The 16,329-nt window shown below is 70.4% G+C and carries 15 protein-coding genes; 5 read left to right on the plus strand and 10 right to left on the minus strand.

The genetic code is table 11. The features are described from left to right. Positions 1-27 precede the first annotated feature (27 nt). The 4 genes from glgX to treY are packed head-to-tail and all read left to right on the plus strand — an operon-like array spanning position 28 to position 9,070. Positions 28-2,142, plus strand: coding sequence for a glycogen debranching protein GlgX (glgX, locus tag ACV22V_RS10460; protein ID WP_448013751.1), 2,115 nt, complete (start codon positions 28-30; stop codon positions 2,140-2,142). 9 nt (positions 2,143-2,151) lie between these two features. Beyond that, positions 2,152-4,023: a malto-oligosyltrehalose trehalohydrolase gene (gene treZ / locus ACV22V_RS10465; RefSeq protein ID WP_448013752.1), complete on the plus strand. Its 1,872-nt coding sequence runs from the start codon at positions 2,152-2,154 to the stop codon at positions 4,021-4,023. Then, positions 4,020-6,308 (plus strand): 4-alpha-glucanotransferase, encoded by a 2,289-nt coding sequence (gene malQ / locus ACV22V_RS10470; RefSeq protein WP_448013753.1) that lies wholly within the window; start codon positions 4,020-4,022, stop codon positions 6,306-6,308. Before treZ ends, malQ begins: the two co-directional genes overlap by 4 nt. After that, complete coding sequence (gene treY / locus ACV22V_RS10475; RefSeq protein ID WP_448013754.1) at positions 6,305-9,070, plus strand: malto-oligosyltrehalose synthase; 2,766 nt, start codon at positions 6,305-6,307, stop codon at positions 9,068-9,070. Before malQ ends, treY begins: the two co-directional genes overlap by 4 nt. A gap of 82 nt (positions 9,071-9,152) precedes the next feature. Here treY and arsH read toward each other — a convergent pair whose 3' ends face one another. The 5 genes from arsH to ACV22V_RS10500 all read right to left on the minus strand — a co-directional run bounded on the left by arsH (position 9,153) and on the right by ACV22V_RS10500 (position 12,370). After that, entirely contained in the window at positions 9,153-9,875 is a 723-nt protein-coding gene (gene arsH, locus ACV22V_RS10480) for an arsenical resistance protein ArsH (protein WP_448013755.1), read from the minus strand. 20 nt (positions 9,876-9,895) lie between these two features. Continuing rightward, positions 9,896-10,966: an ACR3 family arsenite efflux transporter gene (gene arsB, locus ACV22V_RS10485; RefSeq protein WP_448013756.1), complete on the minus strand. Its 1,071-nt coding sequence runs from the start codon at positions 10,964-10,966 to the stop codon at positions 9,896-9,898. Between the two features lie 66 nt (positions 10,967-11,032). Beyond that, the gene (locus ACV22V_RS10490) at positions 11,033-11,527 is read right to left on the minus strand and encodes an arsenate reductase ArsC (RefSeq protein ID WP_448013757.1); all 495 of its coding nucleotides are present in this window, start codon (positions 11,525-11,527) and stop codon (positions 11,033-11,035) included. Positions 11,528-11,549: 22 nt separating this feature from the next. Beyond that, complete coding sequence (locus ACV22V_RS10495; RefSeq protein ID WP_448013758.1) at positions 11,550-11,885, minus strand: ArsR/SmtB family transcription factor; 336 nt, start codon at positions 11,883-11,885, stop codon at positions 11,550-11,552. A 113-nt stretch (positions 11,886-11,998) separates the two neighbouring features. Next, positions 11,999-12,370: a hypothetical protein gene (locus ACV22V_RS10500; protein WP_448013759.1), complete on the minus strand. Its 372-nt coding sequence runs from the start codon at positions 12,368-12,370 to the stop codon at positions 11,999-12,001. On the opposite strand from ACV22V_RS10500, the gene ACV22V_RS10505 reads away from it, so the two are divergent. After that, positions 12,369-13,619, plus strand: coding sequence for a phosphatidylserine decarboxylase family protein (locus ACV22V_RS10505; RefSeq protein ID WP_448013760.1), 1,251 nt, complete (start codon positions 12,369-12,371; stop codon positions 13,617-13,619). The two genes, ACV22V_RS10500 and ACV22V_RS10505, sit on opposite strands and share 2 nt — an antisense overlap. Positions 13,620-13,660: 41 nt before the next feature. Here ACV22V_RS10505 and ACV22V_RS10510 read toward each other — a convergent pair whose 3' ends face one another. From ACV22V_RS10510 to ACV22V_RS10530, 5 genes are all read right to left on the minus strand, one after another. After that, entirely contained in the window at positions 13,661-13,885 is a 225-nt protein-coding gene (locus tag ACV22V_RS10510) for a hypothetical protein (protein ID WP_059700813.1), read from the minus strand. 262 nt (positions 13,886-14,147) lie between these two features. Then, entirely contained in the window at positions 14,148-14,489 is a 342-nt protein-coding gene (locus ACV22V_RS10515; protein WP_448013761.1) for a DUF1488 domain-containing protein, read from the minus strand. A 3-nt stretch (positions 14,490-14,492) separates the two neighbouring features. Beyond that, positions 14,493-15,041, minus strand: coding sequence for a type 1 glutamine amidotransferase domain-containing protein (locus ACV22V_RS10520; RefSeq protein ID WP_059700812.1), 549 nt, complete (start codon positions 15,039-15,041; stop codon positions 14,493-14,495). Positions 15,042-15,321: 280 nt separating this feature from the next. After that, complete coding sequence (locus tag ACV22V_RS10525; RefSeq protein WP_448013762.1) at positions 15,322-15,687, minus strand: DUF3022 domain-containing protein; 366 nt, start codon at positions 15,685-15,687, stop codon at positions 15,322-15,324. A 91-nt stretch (positions 15,688-15,778) separates the two neighbouring features. Continuing rightward, positions 15,779-16,192 (minus strand): hypothetical protein, encoded by a 414-nt coding sequence (locus ACV22V_RS10530; protein WP_448013763.1) that lies wholly within the window; start codon positions 16,190-16,192, stop codon positions 15,779-15,781. Positions 16,193-16,329 lie beyond the last annotated feature (137 nt).

Here is a 16,329-nt window from a genome sequence, read left to right on the forward strand (position 1 = left end):
GGCGACCTCGACACGGAGACCCACCCCATGCCGACCGCCTTGCCATCCCGACTCGATCCCGGCCGCGCCTATCCGCTCGGTGCGACCTGGGACGGTCTCGGCACCAACTTCGCGGTGTTTTCCGCGCATGCGCAGCGCATCCAGCTGTGCGTGTTCGATCCGACCGGCCGCAAGGAACTCGCGCGGCTCGACCTGCCCGAATGCACCGACGAGGTGTGGCACGGCTACCTGCCGAACGCGCATCCGGGCACCGTGTACGGCTTTCGCGCGGACGGGCCGTACCAGCCGCAGCATGGCCATCGCTTCAATCCGACCAAGCTGCTGCTCGACCCGTACGCACGCAAGCTGGTCGGTCATTTCCGCTGGTCCGACGCGCTATTCGGCTATCGCGTGCATTCGAACCGCGCGGACCTGTCGATGGACCGCCGCGACTCGGCGCCCGCGATGCCGAAGGCCGTGGTCGTCGACGAGGCGTTCGACTGGCGCACCGACCGGCGCCCGGACGTGCCGTGGCGCAGCACCGTGATCTACGAGGCCCACGTGCGCGGCGCGTCGATGCGGCGCGCCGGGCTGCGTGCGCCGGAACGCGGCACCTTCGCGTCGCTCGCGCATCCGGCGTTCATCGATCACCTGCTGTCGATCGGCGTGACCACGGTGGAGCTGCTGCCCGTGCACGCGTTCCTGCAACAGCGCGCGCTCGTGAACCGCGGGCTGCGCAACTACTGGGGCTACGACACGGCCGCGTTCTTCGCGCCGGAGCCGTCGTATCTGTCGACGCGGCGGCTCGACGAAATGCGCATCGCGATCCGGCAGCTGCATGCGGCCGGCATCGAGGTCGTGCTCGACGTCGTCTACAACCACACGTGCGAAGGTAACGAGCTCGGCCCGACGCTGTCGTGGCGCGGCCTCGACAACGCGAGCTACTACCGGCTGCGGCCGGACGACCCGCGTTACCACGTCGACGAGACCGGCTGCGGCAATACCTTGAACATGTCGCACCCGCGCGTCGTGCAGATGGTGATGGACTCGCTGCGCTACTGGGCCACCGCGTTCAACATCGACGGCTTCCGTTTCGATCTCGGCGTGACGCTCGGCCGCGAGGATCACGGCTTCGAGCCGGGCGCGGGGTTCTTCGACGCGCTGCGGCAGGACCCGGTGCTCGCGCAGCGCAAGCTGATCACCGAGCCGTGGGACCTCGGGCCCGGCGGCTATCAGCTCGGCCGCCACCCGCCCGGCTTCGCCGAATGGAACGACCGCTTTCGCGACACCGTGCGACGCTTCTGGCGCGGCGACGCCAGGCAGCGCCCCGAACTCGCCGCGCGCCTCGCGGGGTCGGCCGACCTGTTCAATCATCAACGGCGCCATACGTGGGCGTCGGTGAACTTCGTCACCGCGCACGACGGCTTCACGCTCGCCGATCTCGTGTCGTATGCGCACAAGCACAACGACGCGAACGGCGAGGACAACCGCGACGGCCGCGACGACAACTGCAGCGCGAACTGGGGCGTCGAAGGCGCGACCGACGACGCGTCGATCCGCGACCTGCGCGCGCGCGTCGCGCGCTCGATGCTCGCGACGCTGTTCACCGCGCTCGGCACGCCGATGATCGTCGCCGGCGACGAATTCGGCCGCACGCAGCATGGCAACAACAATGCGTATTGCCAGGATAACGAACTGTCGTGGCTCGACTGGGAGCTTGCGCGCAGCGACGAAGGCGAGCAGATGATGCGCTTCGTGTCGCGGCTCGCCGCGCTGCGGCGCATGTATCCGGTGATGTCCGCGCCGCGCTATCCGTCGGGCGACCGCGACGGCGCGCCCGGCATGCACGAGATCGACTGGTTCGACGAACGCGGCGGCGCGATGAGCGTGCCTGCGTGGGAGGACGGCGAGCGCCGCGCGCTGACGATGCGCCGGGTCGGCACGGGCCGCACCGGGCGCACCGAGGCGCTGCTCGTGATGCTGAATGCGTCGACCCATGCCATTACGTTCAAGCTGCCCGCGCCGGTGCTCGACTACCGCGTGCTGCTCGACACCGCGACACCCGACGCCGGCCCGCGCTCGTGGCCGGAGGCCGGCCTCGACGTCGCCGCGCACGCCGCCGTGATCGCGGTCGCGGCCGTGCCGCCATCCCCGCCCTCGTGAGGTACCGCCATGACGTCACGTACCGCCCCTCCGCCCGGCACGCACGCGTTCGCGTCGTCGTTCGGCGCGACCTGTATCGACGCTACGCACACGCGCTTTCGCCTGTGGGCGCCCGCGAGCCGCACGGCCACGGTCGAACTGCATGGCGAGCAGCGAATCCCGATGCCGGCCGCCGGCGACGGCTGGTTCGAGGTCGTCGCGCCGTATGGCCCCGGCACGTTGTACCGCTTCCTGCTCGATGACGGCCTCGCTGTGCCCGATCCCGCGTCGCGCTTTCAGCCCGACGGCGTGCATGGCCCGAGCCAGGTCGTCGATCCGGCCGCGTACCGCTGGCGCAACGACGCGTGGTGCGGCCGGCCTTGGCACGAGACGGTGCTGTACGAACTGCACGTCGGCGCGTGCGGCGGCTATGCGAACGTCGAGCGGCGCCTGCGGGAAATCGCCGCGCTCGGCGTGACCGCGATCGAGCTGATGCCCGTCAACGCGTTTCCCGGTACGCGCAACTGGGGGTACGACGGCGTGCTGCCGTTCGCACCCGACGCGTCGTACGGACGGCCCGAGGAACTGAAGGCGCTCGTCGACGCGGCGCACGGGCTCGGGCTCCAGGTGTTGCTCGACGTCGTGTACAACCATTTCGGCCCCGAGGGCAACCTGCTGCCGCGCTATGCGCCGGAATTCTTCCGCACGGACCGGCAGACCGCATGGGGGCCCGCGATCGACTTCTCGCGCGCGCAGACGAGCGCGTTCTTCATCGACAACGCGCTGTACTGGCTCGACGAATTCCGTTTCGACGGCCTGCGCATCGACGCCGCGCATGCGATCGACGACGACGCGTGGCTGCTCACGCTCGCGCACCGCGTGCGTGCGTATGCGGGTGACGCGCGTCACGTGCACCTGGTGCTCGAGAACGAACGCAATGCGGCGAGCCTGCTCGGGCCCGACGGCTTCGACGCGCAGTGGAACGACGATTTCCACAACAGCGCGCACGTGCTGCTGACCGGCGAGCGCGACGGCTATTACCGCGCGTACGCCGATGCGCCGCTGCGCCATCTCGCGCGCACGCTCGGCGAAGGGTTCGCGTACCAGGGCGAGCCATCGCCGCTGCACGGCGGCGCGCCGCGCGGCGAGTCGAGCGCGCATTTGCCGCCGACCGCGTTCGTCACGTTCCTGCAGAATCACGATCAGATCGGCAACCGCGCGTTCGGCGAACGGCTGCGCGCGCTCGCGAACGACGACGCGGTGCGCGCCGCCACCGCCCTGATGCTGCTCGCGCCGCAAATTCCGCTGCTGTTCATGGGCGAGGAAGACGGCAGCACGCAGCCGTTCCAGTTCTTCACCGACTATCGCGGCGCGCTCGCCGACGCCGTGCGCGAAGGCCGGCGCCGCGAGTTCGCCGCGTTTCCCGCGTTCGCCGATCCCGCGCATCGCGACGCGATTCCCGATCCGAACGACGTCGGCACCTTCGTGCGCTCGTCGCCCGGCCATGCCGGCGAGGACGCATGGCCCGACGCCGACGCGTGGCGGCGCTTCTATCGCAGCGCGCTGACCGTGCGCGCGGCGCTCGTGACGCCGCACCTGCCGGGCGCCCGCGCGCTCGGTGTCGAACTGCTCGCCTGCAACGGCGACGGCGCCGCGGAGGCGCTCGTCGCACGCTGGCGGCTCGGCGACGGCAGCACGCTGACGATCGCGTTCAATCCCGGCTCGCACGACGCGATGCTGCCCGCGCTGCCGGTCGGCAAGATCGTGTTCGAGACGCCGCCGCGCGCGCGCGACCGGCTGGCCGACGCGCGGCTGCCCGCGCGCACCTGCATCGCGTGGCGCGACGGCGCGGTGAACCACGATGCGCTGAGCCACCGCTCGAACGGGCATACGCGGCCATGACGACCGACGTCGCGATCGCCGAACTCGCGCGCTCGGCCGGGCTGGAGCCCGACTGGATCGATTCGGGCGGCGTCGCCCGGCGAGTGGACGACGACGCGCTCATCGCGCTCGTCGATGCGCTCGGCTGGCCGTGCGGCACGCCGATCGAGCGGGTCGACAGCGCGGCGGCGCTCGCCGACGCGCACGACGCGACGCCGCGCGTCGTGACCGGCGACGCCGGCGTGCCGCTCACGCTGCCGCGCGGTGTCGCACCGCCCGGCGCGCGCTTCCGGATTTCACTCGAATCGGGCGGACACGTCGACGGGCACGTGACCGGCGCGGGCGAACACGGCACGCTGCCGCCGCTCGCGCTGCCCGGTTATCACGCGCTCGACATCGGCGAGCAGCGGATCGGCCTTGCGATCGCGCCGCCGCGGACGCGGCCGTTCGATGCCCACGACGGCGCGCCGGACGCGCAGCGTCGCTGGGGCATCGCGGCTCAGATTTACAGCCTGCGCCGCACGGGCGACGACGGCGCGGGCGACTACACCGCGCTCGCCGGTCTCGCCACGCGCGCGGCGCGCCACGGCGCGCACGCGGTCGCGATCAGTCCGACGCATGCCGGGTATCCGGCGCTGCCCGAACGCGACAGTCCGTATTCGCCGTCGTCGCGGCGCTGGCACAACGTCGCGTATCTCGACTGCGATGCGGTGCCGGGGGCCGACATCGTGCGGCGAATGCGCGGTGCGGCGCCGGACATCGCCAACGCGGGCGACACGCCGCTGATCGACTGGCCGCACGTGCTGCCGCTGAAGCTGCGCCGGCTGCGCGCGTGCTTCGACGCGTGGCGCGCGAACGGCGAGCCGTCGCGCGACGCGTTCGAGCGGTTCCGCGCGGCGGGCGGCGCGGCGCTCGACGCGCATGCGCGCTTCGACGCGCTGCAGGCGTTCTGCATCGAACACGGGATCGGCGCGGACTGGCGGCAATGGCCCGCGCAGTGGCGGACGCCGGCGTCGTCCGAGGTCGACGCCTTCGCGCATGCGCATGCCGAGACGATCGCGTTCCATACGTTCCTGCAATGGTGCGCGTCGGACGCGCTCGGCAACGCACAGCATGCGGCGCGCGATGCGGGGATGACGATCGGGCTGATCGCCGATCTCGCGGTCGGCTCCGATCAGGCCGGCAGCGATGCGTGGGCGCACGGCGCGACGTTGCTGCGCGGCGTGTCGGTCGGCGCGCCGCCCGACCTGTTCAATGCGGACGGCCAGGCATGGGGCGTGACGACGTGGACGCCCGCCGCGCTGCGCGCGAACGGCTTCGCGCCGTTCGTCGAGCTGCTGCGCGCGGCCTTCGCGCATGCGGGCGGGATCCGCATCGATCACGTGCTCGGCTTCGCGCGGATGTGGATCGTGCCGGAGGGCCGGTCGCCGCGCGACGGCGCGTACCTGCGCTACCCGTTCGACGATCTCGTGCGGCTCGTCGCGCTGGAGGCGGCACGGCATCGCGCGGTCGCGATCGGCGAGGATCTCGGCACGGTGCCGGAAGGATTCCGCGAGCGGCTCGGCGAGCAGGGTATCGCGGGGATGCGCGTGCTGTGGTTCGAACGTGAAGCCAATCGTGCGTTTCGGCCGCCGTCGGCGTGGGATCGCGACACGATCGCGATGACGTCGACGCATGATCTGCCGACCGTGGCCGGCTGGTGGCGTGGTGTCGATCTCGAATGGCGGCGGGTCGTGGCCGATGCCGATGCGTCCAAGCATGCAGGCGCGGCGGACCGAAGCGGCCACCTGCAGCGCGTCGCGCGTGCACGCGATGCCGGCGACGACATCGGTCGCGCCGCGGCCGCACACGGCTCGGGCCGCGACGAACGGAACGATCCGGTCATGCGTGACGATACGCCGGCCACGGATGACAGCCACGGCGCGCCCTCCACGCAGAGCACACCGTCGCCCGCCCTGCACCTCGCGGCCGCCCGGGCCGAACGTGCCACCGACCGTGCGATGCTGTGGCGCGCGTTGCAGCACGCGGGCTGCGCACCGGCGAGCGATCTGATCCCGCCCGCCGATGCGCCGCCCGTCGGCGCCGTCCTCGCGTACGTCGCGCGCAGCCCGTCGCCGCTCGCGATCGTGCCGCTCGAGGATCTGCTCGCACTGCCCGAACAGCCGAACCTGCCCGGCCCGCCATGCGGCCATCCGAACTGGCTGCGCCGGCTGCCGCGCACGGTCGACGCGCTGTTCGACGCCGACGTGCGCACACGCATCGCGGCGATCGAGCGCGCGCGCGACGCACCGGAGGACGATGCATGACCCCGCGCGCGACCCTCCGGTTGCAACTGCATGCAGGCTTCACGTTCGACGACGCGGCCGCGCACGCGGACTATTTCGCGCGGCTCGGCGTGAGCCACCTGTACCTGTCGCCGATCACGACGGCCGAGCCCGGCTCGACGCACGGCTACGACACCGTCGACCATCGCGCGATCAACGCGGAACTCGGCGGCGAAGCCGGCTTCCGCCGCCTCGTCGACGCGCTGCGTGCGCGCGGCCTCGGCGTGATCGTCGATATCGTGCCGAACCACATGGGCGTCGGCGGCGCATCGAACGGCTGGTGGAACGACGTGCTCGAATGGGGGCCGGCCAGCCCGTACGCGCACTACTTCGACATCGACTGGCATCCGCCCGATGCGGCACTCGACGGCAAGGTGCTGCTACCCTGCCTCGGCGCGCCGTACGGCGACGCGCTCGCGGCAGGCGACATCACGCTGGGCGCCGATCCTTCGGCCGGATGCTTTTTCATCGCATGCCCGGGCAGGAAGTTGCCGGTCGCCACCGCCACTTATGCGGAAATCCTGCGCATCACCAATCGTGCGGACCTGAACGCCCTCGCCGAACGTTTCGCTGCCGCGGCGATACGCGGCAGCGCGCGCCTCGCGGATGCGCACACGGCGCTGCGCGACTATGCCGCCACCCACGGCCCGCATGCGTTCGACGCGATCCTGCGCGGCGCCGATCCGCGCCGCGCGCGCTCGCGCGCGTGCCTGCACCGGCTGCTCGAACGCCAGCATTACCGGCTCGCATGGTGGCGCACGGCCGCCGACGAACTGAACTGGCGGCGCTTCTTCGACATCGCGACGCTCGCGGCCGTGCGCGTCGAAGACGACGCGGTGTTCGACGCGGTGCACGCGCTGCCCTTGGAGCTGCATGCGGCCGGCTTCATCGACGGCCTGCGCGTCGATCACGTCGACGGCCTCGCCGACCCGCGTGCGTACTGCCGGCGCCTGCATGCGCGGCTCACCGCGCAGCGCGACGAGCGGCCGTATGTCGTCGTCGAGAAGATCCTCGCGCCGGGCGAGACGCTGCGCGAGGACTGGCGCGTCGACGGCACGACCGGCTACGACTTCATGAACGACGTCGCCGCGCTGCTGCACGACCCGGCCGGCGCCGCGCCGCTCGCCGCGCACTGGGCAGCCGTGTCGGGATCGACGCGCTCGTTCGCTCGGGAAGCGGTGGCCGGCAAGCGGCGCGTGCTGACTCGGCAGCTTGCGGGCGAGCATGAACGCGTCGCGCGGGCGTTGCACCGTGTCGCCCGCGCCGCACCCGCGACGCGCGACATCAGCAGGATTGCGATCCATCGGGTGCTGGGCGAGCTCGCCGTGCATCTGCCCGTGTACCGGATGTACCCGACCCTCGGCGAAGAGGCGACCGCCTCCGATCGCCGCGTGCTGGCGCGCGCGTACGACGCGGCGTGCGCGGCGATCGATCCGTCCGACCGCTATGCGCTCGATCGCGTCGCCGGCTGGCTCGGGCTGCCCGGCACGCGCGTGCCGCGCGCGGATGCCGCCGCGCTGCACGCGGCGCGTGTCGCGTTCGCGCAGCTCACCGCGCCGCTTGCCGCGAAGGGCGTCGAGGACACGGCCAACTATCGTTACGGACGGCTGCTGTCGCGCAACGAGGTCGGCGCCGATGCCGGCGAGTTCAGCCTGTCGCGCGGCGCGTTCCATGCACGCAACCGGCGACGCGCGCGCACCGTGCCGCATACGCTCGTCGCGACGGCGACGCACGATCACAAGCGCGGCGAAGATGCGCGCGCGCGGCTCGCGGTGTTGAGCGAAGTGCCGGACCTGTGGCGCACGGTGTCGCTCGACTGGTCCGCGTTGAACCAGCCTCGGCGCGGCGGCGCACATCGCGATCTTGCCTGGACGCCCGGGCCTTCCGCGGAGGCGATGCTGTACCAGACGCTCGGCGGCTGCTGGCCGCCGGGGCTGGCACCGGACGATGCAGGCGGACTCGCGGCGCTCACGGAGCGCGTGGTGCGATGGCAGACGAAGGCGTTGCGCGAGGCGAAACGGCACACGGACTGGCTCGCGCCGGACGCGGACTACGAGTGCGCTTGCGAGACGTTCGTCCGCGCGATCCTGACGCCGCACGGCACGGGCGATTTCGTGCATCGCCTGCATGCGTTCGTCGCGCGGCTCGCGCCGGCCGGCGTCGTCAACAGTCTCGCGCAGGCGGCGTTGCGGATGGCGTCGCCGGGCGTGCCCGACCTGTATCAAGGTACCGAGTCATGGGATCACTCGCTCGTCGATCCGGACAACCGGCGCGACGTGCCGTTTGCGAAGCTGGCGGCCGAGCGGGTCGACGAGCCGGTCGCCGCGTACCTGCGCGACTGGCCCGACGCGCGGGTGAAGCGCGCGCTCGTCGAGCGGATGCTCGCGTTGCGCGCGCGCTGGCCGACCACGTTCGCGGACGGCGCGTACGTGCCGCTGCGCGTGCGCGGAAAACTCGGGCGGCATGCGGTGGCGTTCGCGCGCTGCGACGAAGCGGCGACGGTCGTGGTCGCGGTGACGCGGCTCGCGTGCCGGCTGCTCGGCGAAGCGCCGGCGCTGCCGCGCGTGGAACCACGGGAATGGGGCGATACGGCCGTGGTCGTGCCGCGCGCCGCCGGCGAGCGGTGGATCGACTGGCTGAGCGACGGAAGCGAAGTCGCTGCGCCGGGCGGCGTGATTCGGCTCGATCGCTGTCTGGCCGCGTTGCCGGTTGCGGTGCTCGTCGCGGCACGCGTTCGGGATTGAGTCTGTCCGGATCGGTATGGATCATGCTCGCGGCGCTGCCGGTATCGATTGCGACTCGCGAGACGACGCACACACCGCGACTTCAAATCGCCCGCTGATTCACCCGCTTCGACAATGCCTCCGCTCTCTCCTTGCGCTCGCTGTACCGGTCGACCAGATACGGACCGATGTCGCGCGTCAGCAGCGTGAACTTCACCAGTTCCTCCATCACGTCGACCACGCGATCGAAATAGGCCGACGGCTTCATCCGCCCCGCTTCGTCGAATTCCATGAACGCCTTCGCCACCGACGACTGGTTCGGGATCGTCAGCATGCGCATCCAGCGCCCGAGCACGCGCATCTGGTTCACCGCGTTGAACGACTGCGAGCCGCCGCTGACCTGCATCACCGCGAGCGTCTTGCCCTGCGTCGGCCGCACGGCGCCGACCGACAGCGGAATCCAGTCGATCTGCGACTTCATGATGCCGGTCATCGCGCCGTGTCGTTCCGGCGAGCACCACACCATCCCTTCCGACCACAGCACCAGTTCGCGCAGCTCGACGACCTTCGGGTGGCTCTCCGGCGCATCGTCGGGCAACGGCAGGCCGCTCGGATTGAACACGCGCACCTCGGCACCCATCGCCGTGAGCAGGCGCTCGGCCTCCTCGACCAGCAGGCGGCTGAACGAACGCTCGCGCAGCGAACCGTACAGCAGCAGGAAACGCGGCGGATGCGTGGACGGCGACGCCGGCCGCAAGCGGCTCGCGTCCGGCACGCGGAAGAGTTCGGGGTCGAGTTGCGGCAGGTCGGTCAATCGGTCGGTCATGAATGGATTCCGTGGTTGGCTCATGCGCGCTCGTACCAGCCCTTCGACCGGTTCACGATGCGCACCACCAGCAGCATGACCGGCACCTCGATCAACACGCCGACGACGGTCGCAAGCGCCGCGCCGGAGTGAAAACCGAACAGGCTGATCGCGGCGGCGACGGCGAGCTCGAAGAAATTGGATGCGCCGATCAGCGCGGACGGGCACGCGACGTTGTGCTTCTCGCCCACCGCGCGGTTGAGCCAGTATGCGAGCGCCGCGTTGAAGAACACCTGGATCAGGATCGGCACCGCGAGCAGCGCGATCACCAGCGGCTGCTTGAGGATCGCCTCGCCCTGGAACGCGAACAGCAGCACGAGCGTCGCGAGCAGCGCGGCGATCGACCACGGGCCGATCCTCGCCATCGCGGCATCGAACGCCGCCTGCCCGCTCCGCAGCAGCCGCTTGCGCCAGAGCTGCGCGAGGATCATCGGAATCACGATGTAGAGCAGCACCGACGTGAGCAGCGTCGCCCACGGCACGGTAATCGCGGACATCCCCAGCAGCAGCCCGACCAGCGGCGCGAACGCGATCACCATGATGCTGTCGTTCAGCGCGACCTGCGACAGCGTGAACAGCGGATCGCCGCCCGTGAGCCGGCTCCACACGAACACCATCGCCGTGCACGGCGCGGCGGCCAGCAGGATCAGGCCGGCGACGTAGCTGTCGAGCTGGTCCGCCGGCAGCATCGGCGCGAACAGCTGGCGGATGAACAGCCAGCCGAGGAAAGCCATCGAGAACGGCTTGACGAGCCAGTTCACGGCGAGCGTGACGCCGATCCCCTTCACGTGCTGCCGCACTTCATGCAACGCGCCGAAGTCGACCTTCACGAGCATCGGGATGATCATCACCCAGATCAGCAACCCGACCGGCAGGTTCACCTGCGCGTACTCGATGCGGCCGATCCGCTGGAACAGGCCGGGCAGCACCTGGCCGAGTGCGATGCCGGCGACGATGCACAGCGCGACCCAGACCGTCAGATAGCGTTCGAAGAAGTTGATCGCCGGCTTCGCGGCGGCATTGCAAGGCGGGATGGTGTTGGACGTATTCATCGGACAGGATTCGATGCTGGAAAAACGCACGGGGCACACGAGTTCGCGCCTGCCCCGTGCGGGCGCTCAGTTCCGCGAGATGTCGATCAACGCCGCCTGGAGTTCGGCGTCGCTCAAGCGGTCGAGCGGCAACGCCAGCAGTTGCAGCATCCGGTAACCGATCGCCTCGCGCGTCAGTTCGAACGCGAGCCGCTTGCCTGCATCGCCGCCCTCGGCGTTCGACGGATCGGCGTAGCCCCAGTGCACTTTCACCGGGCTGCCGGGCCAGTACGGGCAAGCCTCCGCGGCCGCGCTGTCGCATACCGTGATGACGACGCGCATCCGCGGCGCGCCGTCGCCGACGAATTCGTCCCAGCTCTTGCTGCGGTAGCCGGTGACGTCGACGCCCGCGCGCGTCAGCGCGTCCAGCGCGAACGGATTGAGCCGGCCGCTTGGCGCGCTGCCGGCGCTGTAGGCGCGCACGTCGCGGCCGAGTTTCGCGGCCCAGTGATTGAGCATGCCCTCCGCGAGCACGCTGCGGGCGGAGTTGTGGGTGCAGAGGATCAGGACGTTGGTGGTCATCGGCGGGTGCGTGGACGTGTGCTTACGTTGGGTCGGAGCAGGAAGTCGAACAGGCGGTGGCCGGCGCGCACGGATTGCCGCCGCAGCAGTTCTCGGTCAGGTAGCCGATCAGCGCGTTCATCGTCGCGAAGTTCGCGCAATAGAACACGAAGCGGCCTTCCTGGCGGCTCGTGACGAGTTGCGCGTGGGCCAGTTCCTTCAGATGAAACGACAGCGACGACGGCGGCACGTCGAGCAGCGTCGCGATTTGCCCGGCAGGCAGGCCCGACGGGCCGGCCTGAACGAGCGCGCGGAATACGGCGAGGCGCGACTCGTGCGCGAGGGCCGACAGGGCAGCGATGGTCTGGTTCGTTTCCATTTTTCGATAATACTCGAAATATGGAAATGAAGAAATCGGCGCCGCATCCATGGTTACCCGCGATCGAACCTATGGCCCCGAGCGGCCGGCGGGCCAGCAATAAGCGCTCGAAGTCACGACCACTCTTCCGGCGGCATCGCGCCGCCATCATCCTCCCAATGCGGCTCGCCGGTCTCGTGACCGCGGCTCGGCGCCACCGGGCCGTTCCCGCCGCCGCGTTCGGCCCGCCGCGCATCGTTATGTGACGTCGACGCGCGCACCCGTGCCCGCGTGCGGGTCGGCGCCACGGTCCGCTGTTCGCCGCTGCGGCGCTCGTCGGTCGACGCCGCATCGTTCGCCTGTCGCACATTCGAAGCTGCGTTCATGTGTCCTCTCCTGTGTCGGTGAAAGCATCCGTCGGCCGAGCGCAGCAATTTCGGTGCCGCGCACCGGGCAAGCGCCTTGCTAGCTTCGTTCGTATCGCAATCCTTGCCGGAGGTGAGCATGCCGACCGATCCCAGCACGTCGCCCGCCACGCGCCATCGCCTCGGCGAATGGATGGCCCGCGAGGAATCGCACATGGCCGCATACCGCGAGGGCATCGCGAACGACGCACGCGCGCATGCGGGCGAACGGCTGCGCACGCCGGCCGTGCAGGAACTCGCGCGGCTGTTCGACGACGACGCGGTGCTGCGCATGAGCCTGACCCGCGCGATCGACGAGGCACACGAAGCGGGCCGCACGCTCGGCTACACATCGATCGGCGAACTGATGACGGTGATCGATCACCTGATGACCTACACGCCGCCATTCAGCGAAACGAGCCTGATCGTGTGCCCGCTGAACGCGTTCCTCGACTGGCCGATGTGCATGCCGTCGGGCCACGCGGTGTTTCGCGACGCGGCGGTCAACGCGCACCTGAAGCAGGTGCTGAACGTGTGGTGCGATTTCCTCGGCGGCCCGCATTCGCGCGCGCATCTCGACACGTCGTCGCCCGACGGCTGGTTCTGCGACGAAGCGCGCAAGCGCCTCGGCCTGTCGCAGTTCCAGTATCGCGAGGACCAGCCGCACTGGGGCTTCGACTCGTGGAACGACTTCTTCACGCGACGCTTTCGCGCGGGCGCGCGGCCGGTCGCGGCGCCGGACGATGCGCACGTGATCGTCAGCGCATGCGAAGCCGCGCCGTATCACACCGCATCGAACGTGAAGATCCGCGACACGTTCTGGGTCAAGGGCCAGCCTTACTCGCTGCGCGACATCTTCACGCCCGCGCGGTTGCCGCTCGCCGAACGGTTCGTCGGCGGCGATCTGTATCAGGCGTATCTGAGCGCGTACAACTATCATCGCTGGCACGCGCCGGTGCGCGGCACGGTCACGCATGCGTACCGGGTCGACGGCACCTACTATTCGGTCGCCGAGGCGGAAGGCCCGGACCCGGCCGGCCTCAACGATTCGCAGGGCTACATGACGGCCGTCGCCGCGCGCGCGATCGTCGCGATCGACTGCGACGATCCCGGGATCGGAACCGTCGCGGCCGTGTTCGTCGGCATGGGCGACGTCTCGTCCTGCATCGTCGAAGTCGTGCCGGGGCAGCGCGTCGACAAGGGCGACGAGATCGGCTATTTCCAGTACGGCGGCTCGACCTGCTGCCTGCTGTTCGAGACCGGCGTGATCGACCGCTTCCCGTTCGCGCCGCCGTTCGACGGCGATACACCGGTCGTGCAGGTCAACGAGCCGGTCGCGATCGCACGCTGAACCGCGCGTCGGCCACGCGTGCGGGTGTCATGCATCGCGTGTCACGCGTCGAGATCGCCGGCGTCGCGGCCATCGTGCCGCTGCACGCACCGGACGACGGTCAACCCGTCGGCGGTCAAAGCCGGGCGGCTCGTGCCCGATGCGTCCGGGCACATCACGATCAACTGTCGTTCGACCAGCGCGACGATGTCCTCGCGGTCGGTCTCGATCTGTTCCGGTGCGCGATGCACCAGGAACAGCGCGGCAAATTCATGGGCGGTCAGCATGCTTGTTTCCCCGTTGAAGGCTTCGCACGATGCAGCGGCGGCATCGCGGCGACGCACGGCGCGAAACGTGCGCCGGCGACGACAGAAGCATGCAGGGAGCGTGCCAGATTGTGGGACGCGGCCGCCCCGTGCGCGACCGGCGCGCGGCGCGATGTGTCACCGCAAACCGCGTGATGGCCGCTGCAAAGTTTTCAATGGCGTGTAAGCGAGCACGCGCACGGTGCGCCGGCCGGCCCGCGCCGGCATTCCGCAGCCGCGCGGATCACGACTTCCTCGAGCGAAACAACCCGGCCCGCACCGTTTTGCCCGCCGCCTTGTCGCGCACGCGGAAATAGCCGCTGTGCAGCTCCACGCCGCCCTTGCCGTCCGCGAGCACTTCCTCGCACGCGGCCTCGATGCGCGCACGGCCGCGCTCGAACGCGTCGCGCAGGTCCGCTTCGAGCGCGGAGCGCGCGCCGAAATGGTCCTCGAGCGCCTCGACCGTGATCGCGCACGTGAGCGGCTTCCCGTCGACCTCGACGACGAAGCGCATCTGCAGCGCCGCACCGTCGAACTCGGGCGGCGCGTCGGTCAGCGTCACGTGATGGACGGAATCGGCCGGCATCGCTCAGCCTCCCCGCGACGCGAGACACTGCACCAGCGCGCCGTTGAATGCGGGCAGATCGTCGGGCTTGCGGCTCGTGATCAGGTTGCCGTCGCGCACGACCTCCTGGTCGACCCACTTGCCGCCCGCGTTGCGGATGTCGTCCTGCAGGCTCGGCCAGCTCGTCATCGTGCGGCCGTCCACCAGCCCGGACGATACGAGCAGCCAGCCGCCGTGACAGATCGCGGCGATCGGCTTGCCCGCACCGACTGCCGCCGTCACGAATTCGCGCGCGGCCGGCAGCATCCGGATCGCGTCGCCGTTGACGACGCCACCTGGCAGCACGACCGCGTCGTAGTCGCCTTCGCGCGCGTCGTCGAACGTCCGGTCGACCTTCACGCGATCGCCCTTGTCGACGTGCCTGAGGCCCTGGATCTCGCCGCGCTTCTGCGAAATCACGTCGACCTGCGCGCCTTCGGCCTCGAGCGCGCGCTGCGGCTCGACGAGCTCGGCTTCCTCGAAACCGTCGACCGCGAGTATCGCCACCTTGCAATGGTCCAACTTGCCGATCATGGAGCGCCTCCCTGTTGATGTTGCGGCACTCGTCGTGCCATGCCCGTCGCGCAGCAATTTGCGTGCCGCGCGCACGATCGCGTCGATGGGGCGCGACCCGCAATCGCCGGGCGGCCTCACGCATGCGCGCCGCCGCGTGACGCGTGAGGGCCCGAGTCACGCCGCGCCGTGCCGCGTCTGCAAAGATTTCAACAGGATGTAATGCGACTGGCGGCGACAGCCGCCCGGCGCCGTCATGCAAGGCCGCGCCGGTGCGCGGGTCGCTATCGGCCCGACACGCTCACTGCAAGTGACGCGCCGCATCGAGCATCGCGTCGGTCAGTTCGACCGTGAGCGTCAGGTCCTCGGTGACGTCGGGCAGCGTGTCGAGCGTGGCCTGCACGGCATCGTGCAGCATTGCGTGCACGCGCATCCGCGCGCCGTCGTCGAGATCCGCATAGCGCTCCATCGTGTCGCAGTCGAGTGCGAGCACCACGGCGTGCCGCGCGGTATCGGGCGGCGCATCGGACGCCAGCGCCCAGGCCGCATGAAACGTGATCCTGCCGGTCTCGACGTCGAGATGCACCGTCGTATCGAGATCGTCGGTATCGACCGCGTCGGTGTCCAGTTCGTCGTGGTCGATCGAGATCCGTGAATTCGATTGCATGATGTCCTCCTGCGTGGTGGCGGTGTGCCGGCCCCGCGGCCGACGCCCGCCATCGCACCGCGCCGGTCGCGCCGGCGCGACACCGTGATCGTCAATAGCCGCTGGAACCCGCGCTGCCCGTACCGCCTGCGCCGCCGCCCGCGCCCGTCGCGCCCGCCCCCGCGCTGCCGCCGCCATTGGAGCCGCCCGTGCTGCCGCTGCCGCCAGTGCCGGCGCCGCTCGGGCCGCCCGGCTTGGTGCGCACATGCGGGCGCGCGTGCGAACGCATGGCGCGCGGCTCCTGCATGCGGGTCGCGGGCGGCGGTGCCGCCGTATTGCCGTTCGACATGCCGTCGCCGGCGCCCTGCGCCGACGTGTCCGGCGGCGACAGGATCGGCGCGCCGGTGCCCTCGTCGGAACGCTGCGAATTCTGTGCCCACGCGGCCGGTGCGGCCGCGACGAGTGCGACGGCCGCGCACGCAAGGATCCGGCGCACGGCAGATTTCGATTCGAATACTGACTTCATGGAACGTTCTCCCTCAATGGAATGGCTGTCGTGGAATTTCCTGCATCCCTGGTTCAGCAAGGCACGTGCCGTCGGCGACGCGCGGCACGCGATTTGCGCGTTCCACGACCAGCCCATCCCGATCCCGTACGGAGCCC

The sequence above is a fragment of the Burkholderia sp. AW33-5 genome (assembly GCF_053427615.1).

Coding starts and splice junctions, on each gene's coding strand:
- treY (WP_448013754.1), top strand. CDS start 6,305: ATGACCCCGCGCGCGACCCTCCGGTTGCAACTGCATGCAGGCTTCACG.
- ACV22V_RS10515 (WP_448013761.1), bottom strand. CDS start 14,489: ATGCCGGCCGATTCCGTCCATCACGTGACGCTGACCGACGCGCCGCCC.
- ACV22V_RS10525 (WP_448013762.1), bottom strand. CDS start 15,687: ATGCAATCGAATTCACGGATCTCGATCGACCACGACGAACTGGACACC.
- arsB (WP_448013756.1), bottom strand. CDS start 10,966: ATGAATACGTCCAACACCATCCCGCCTTGCAATGCCGCCGCGAAGCCG.
- ACV22V_RS10530 (WP_448013763.1), bottom strand. CDS start 16,192: ATGAAGTCAGTATTCGAATCGAAATCTGCCGTGCGCCGGATCCTTGCG.
- ACV22V_RS10490 (WP_448013757.1), bottom strand. CDS start 11,527: ATGACCACCAACGTCCTGATCCTCTGCACCCACAACTCCGCCCGCAGC.
- ACV22V_RS10500 (WP_448013759.1), bottom strand. CDS start 12,370: ATGCTCACCTCCGGCAAGGATTGCGATACGAACGAAGCTAGCAAGGCG.
- arsH (WP_448013755.1), bottom strand. CDS start 9,875: ATGACCGACCGATTGACCGACCTGCCGCAACTCGACCCCGAACTCTTC.
- ACV22V_RS10495 (WP_448013758.1), bottom strand. CDS start 11,885: ATGGAAACGAACCAGACCATCGCTGCCCTGTCGGCCCTCGCGCACGAG.
- ACV22V_RS10505 (WP_448013760.1), top strand. CDS start 12,369: ATGCCGACCGATCCCAGCACGTCGCCCGCCACGCGCCATCGCCTCGGC.
- treZ (WP_448013752.1), top strand. CDS start 2,152: ATGACGTCACGTACCGCCCCTCCGCCCGGCACGCACGCGTTCGCGTCG.
- glgX (WP_448013751.1), top strand. CDS start 28: ATGCCGACCGCCTTGCCATCCCGACTCGATCCCGGCCGCGCCTATCCG.
- ACV22V_RS10520 (WP_059700812.1), bottom strand. CDS start 15,041: ATGATCGGCAAGTTGGACCATTGCAAGGTGGCGATACTCGCGGTCGAC.
- ACV22V_RS10510 (WP_059700813.1), bottom strand. CDS start 13,885: ATGCTGACCGCCCATGAATTTGCCGCGCTGTTCCTGGTGCATCGCGCA.
- malQ (WP_448013753.1), top strand. CDS start 4,020: ATGACGACCGACGTCGCGATCGCCGAACTCGCGCGCTCGGCCGGGCTG.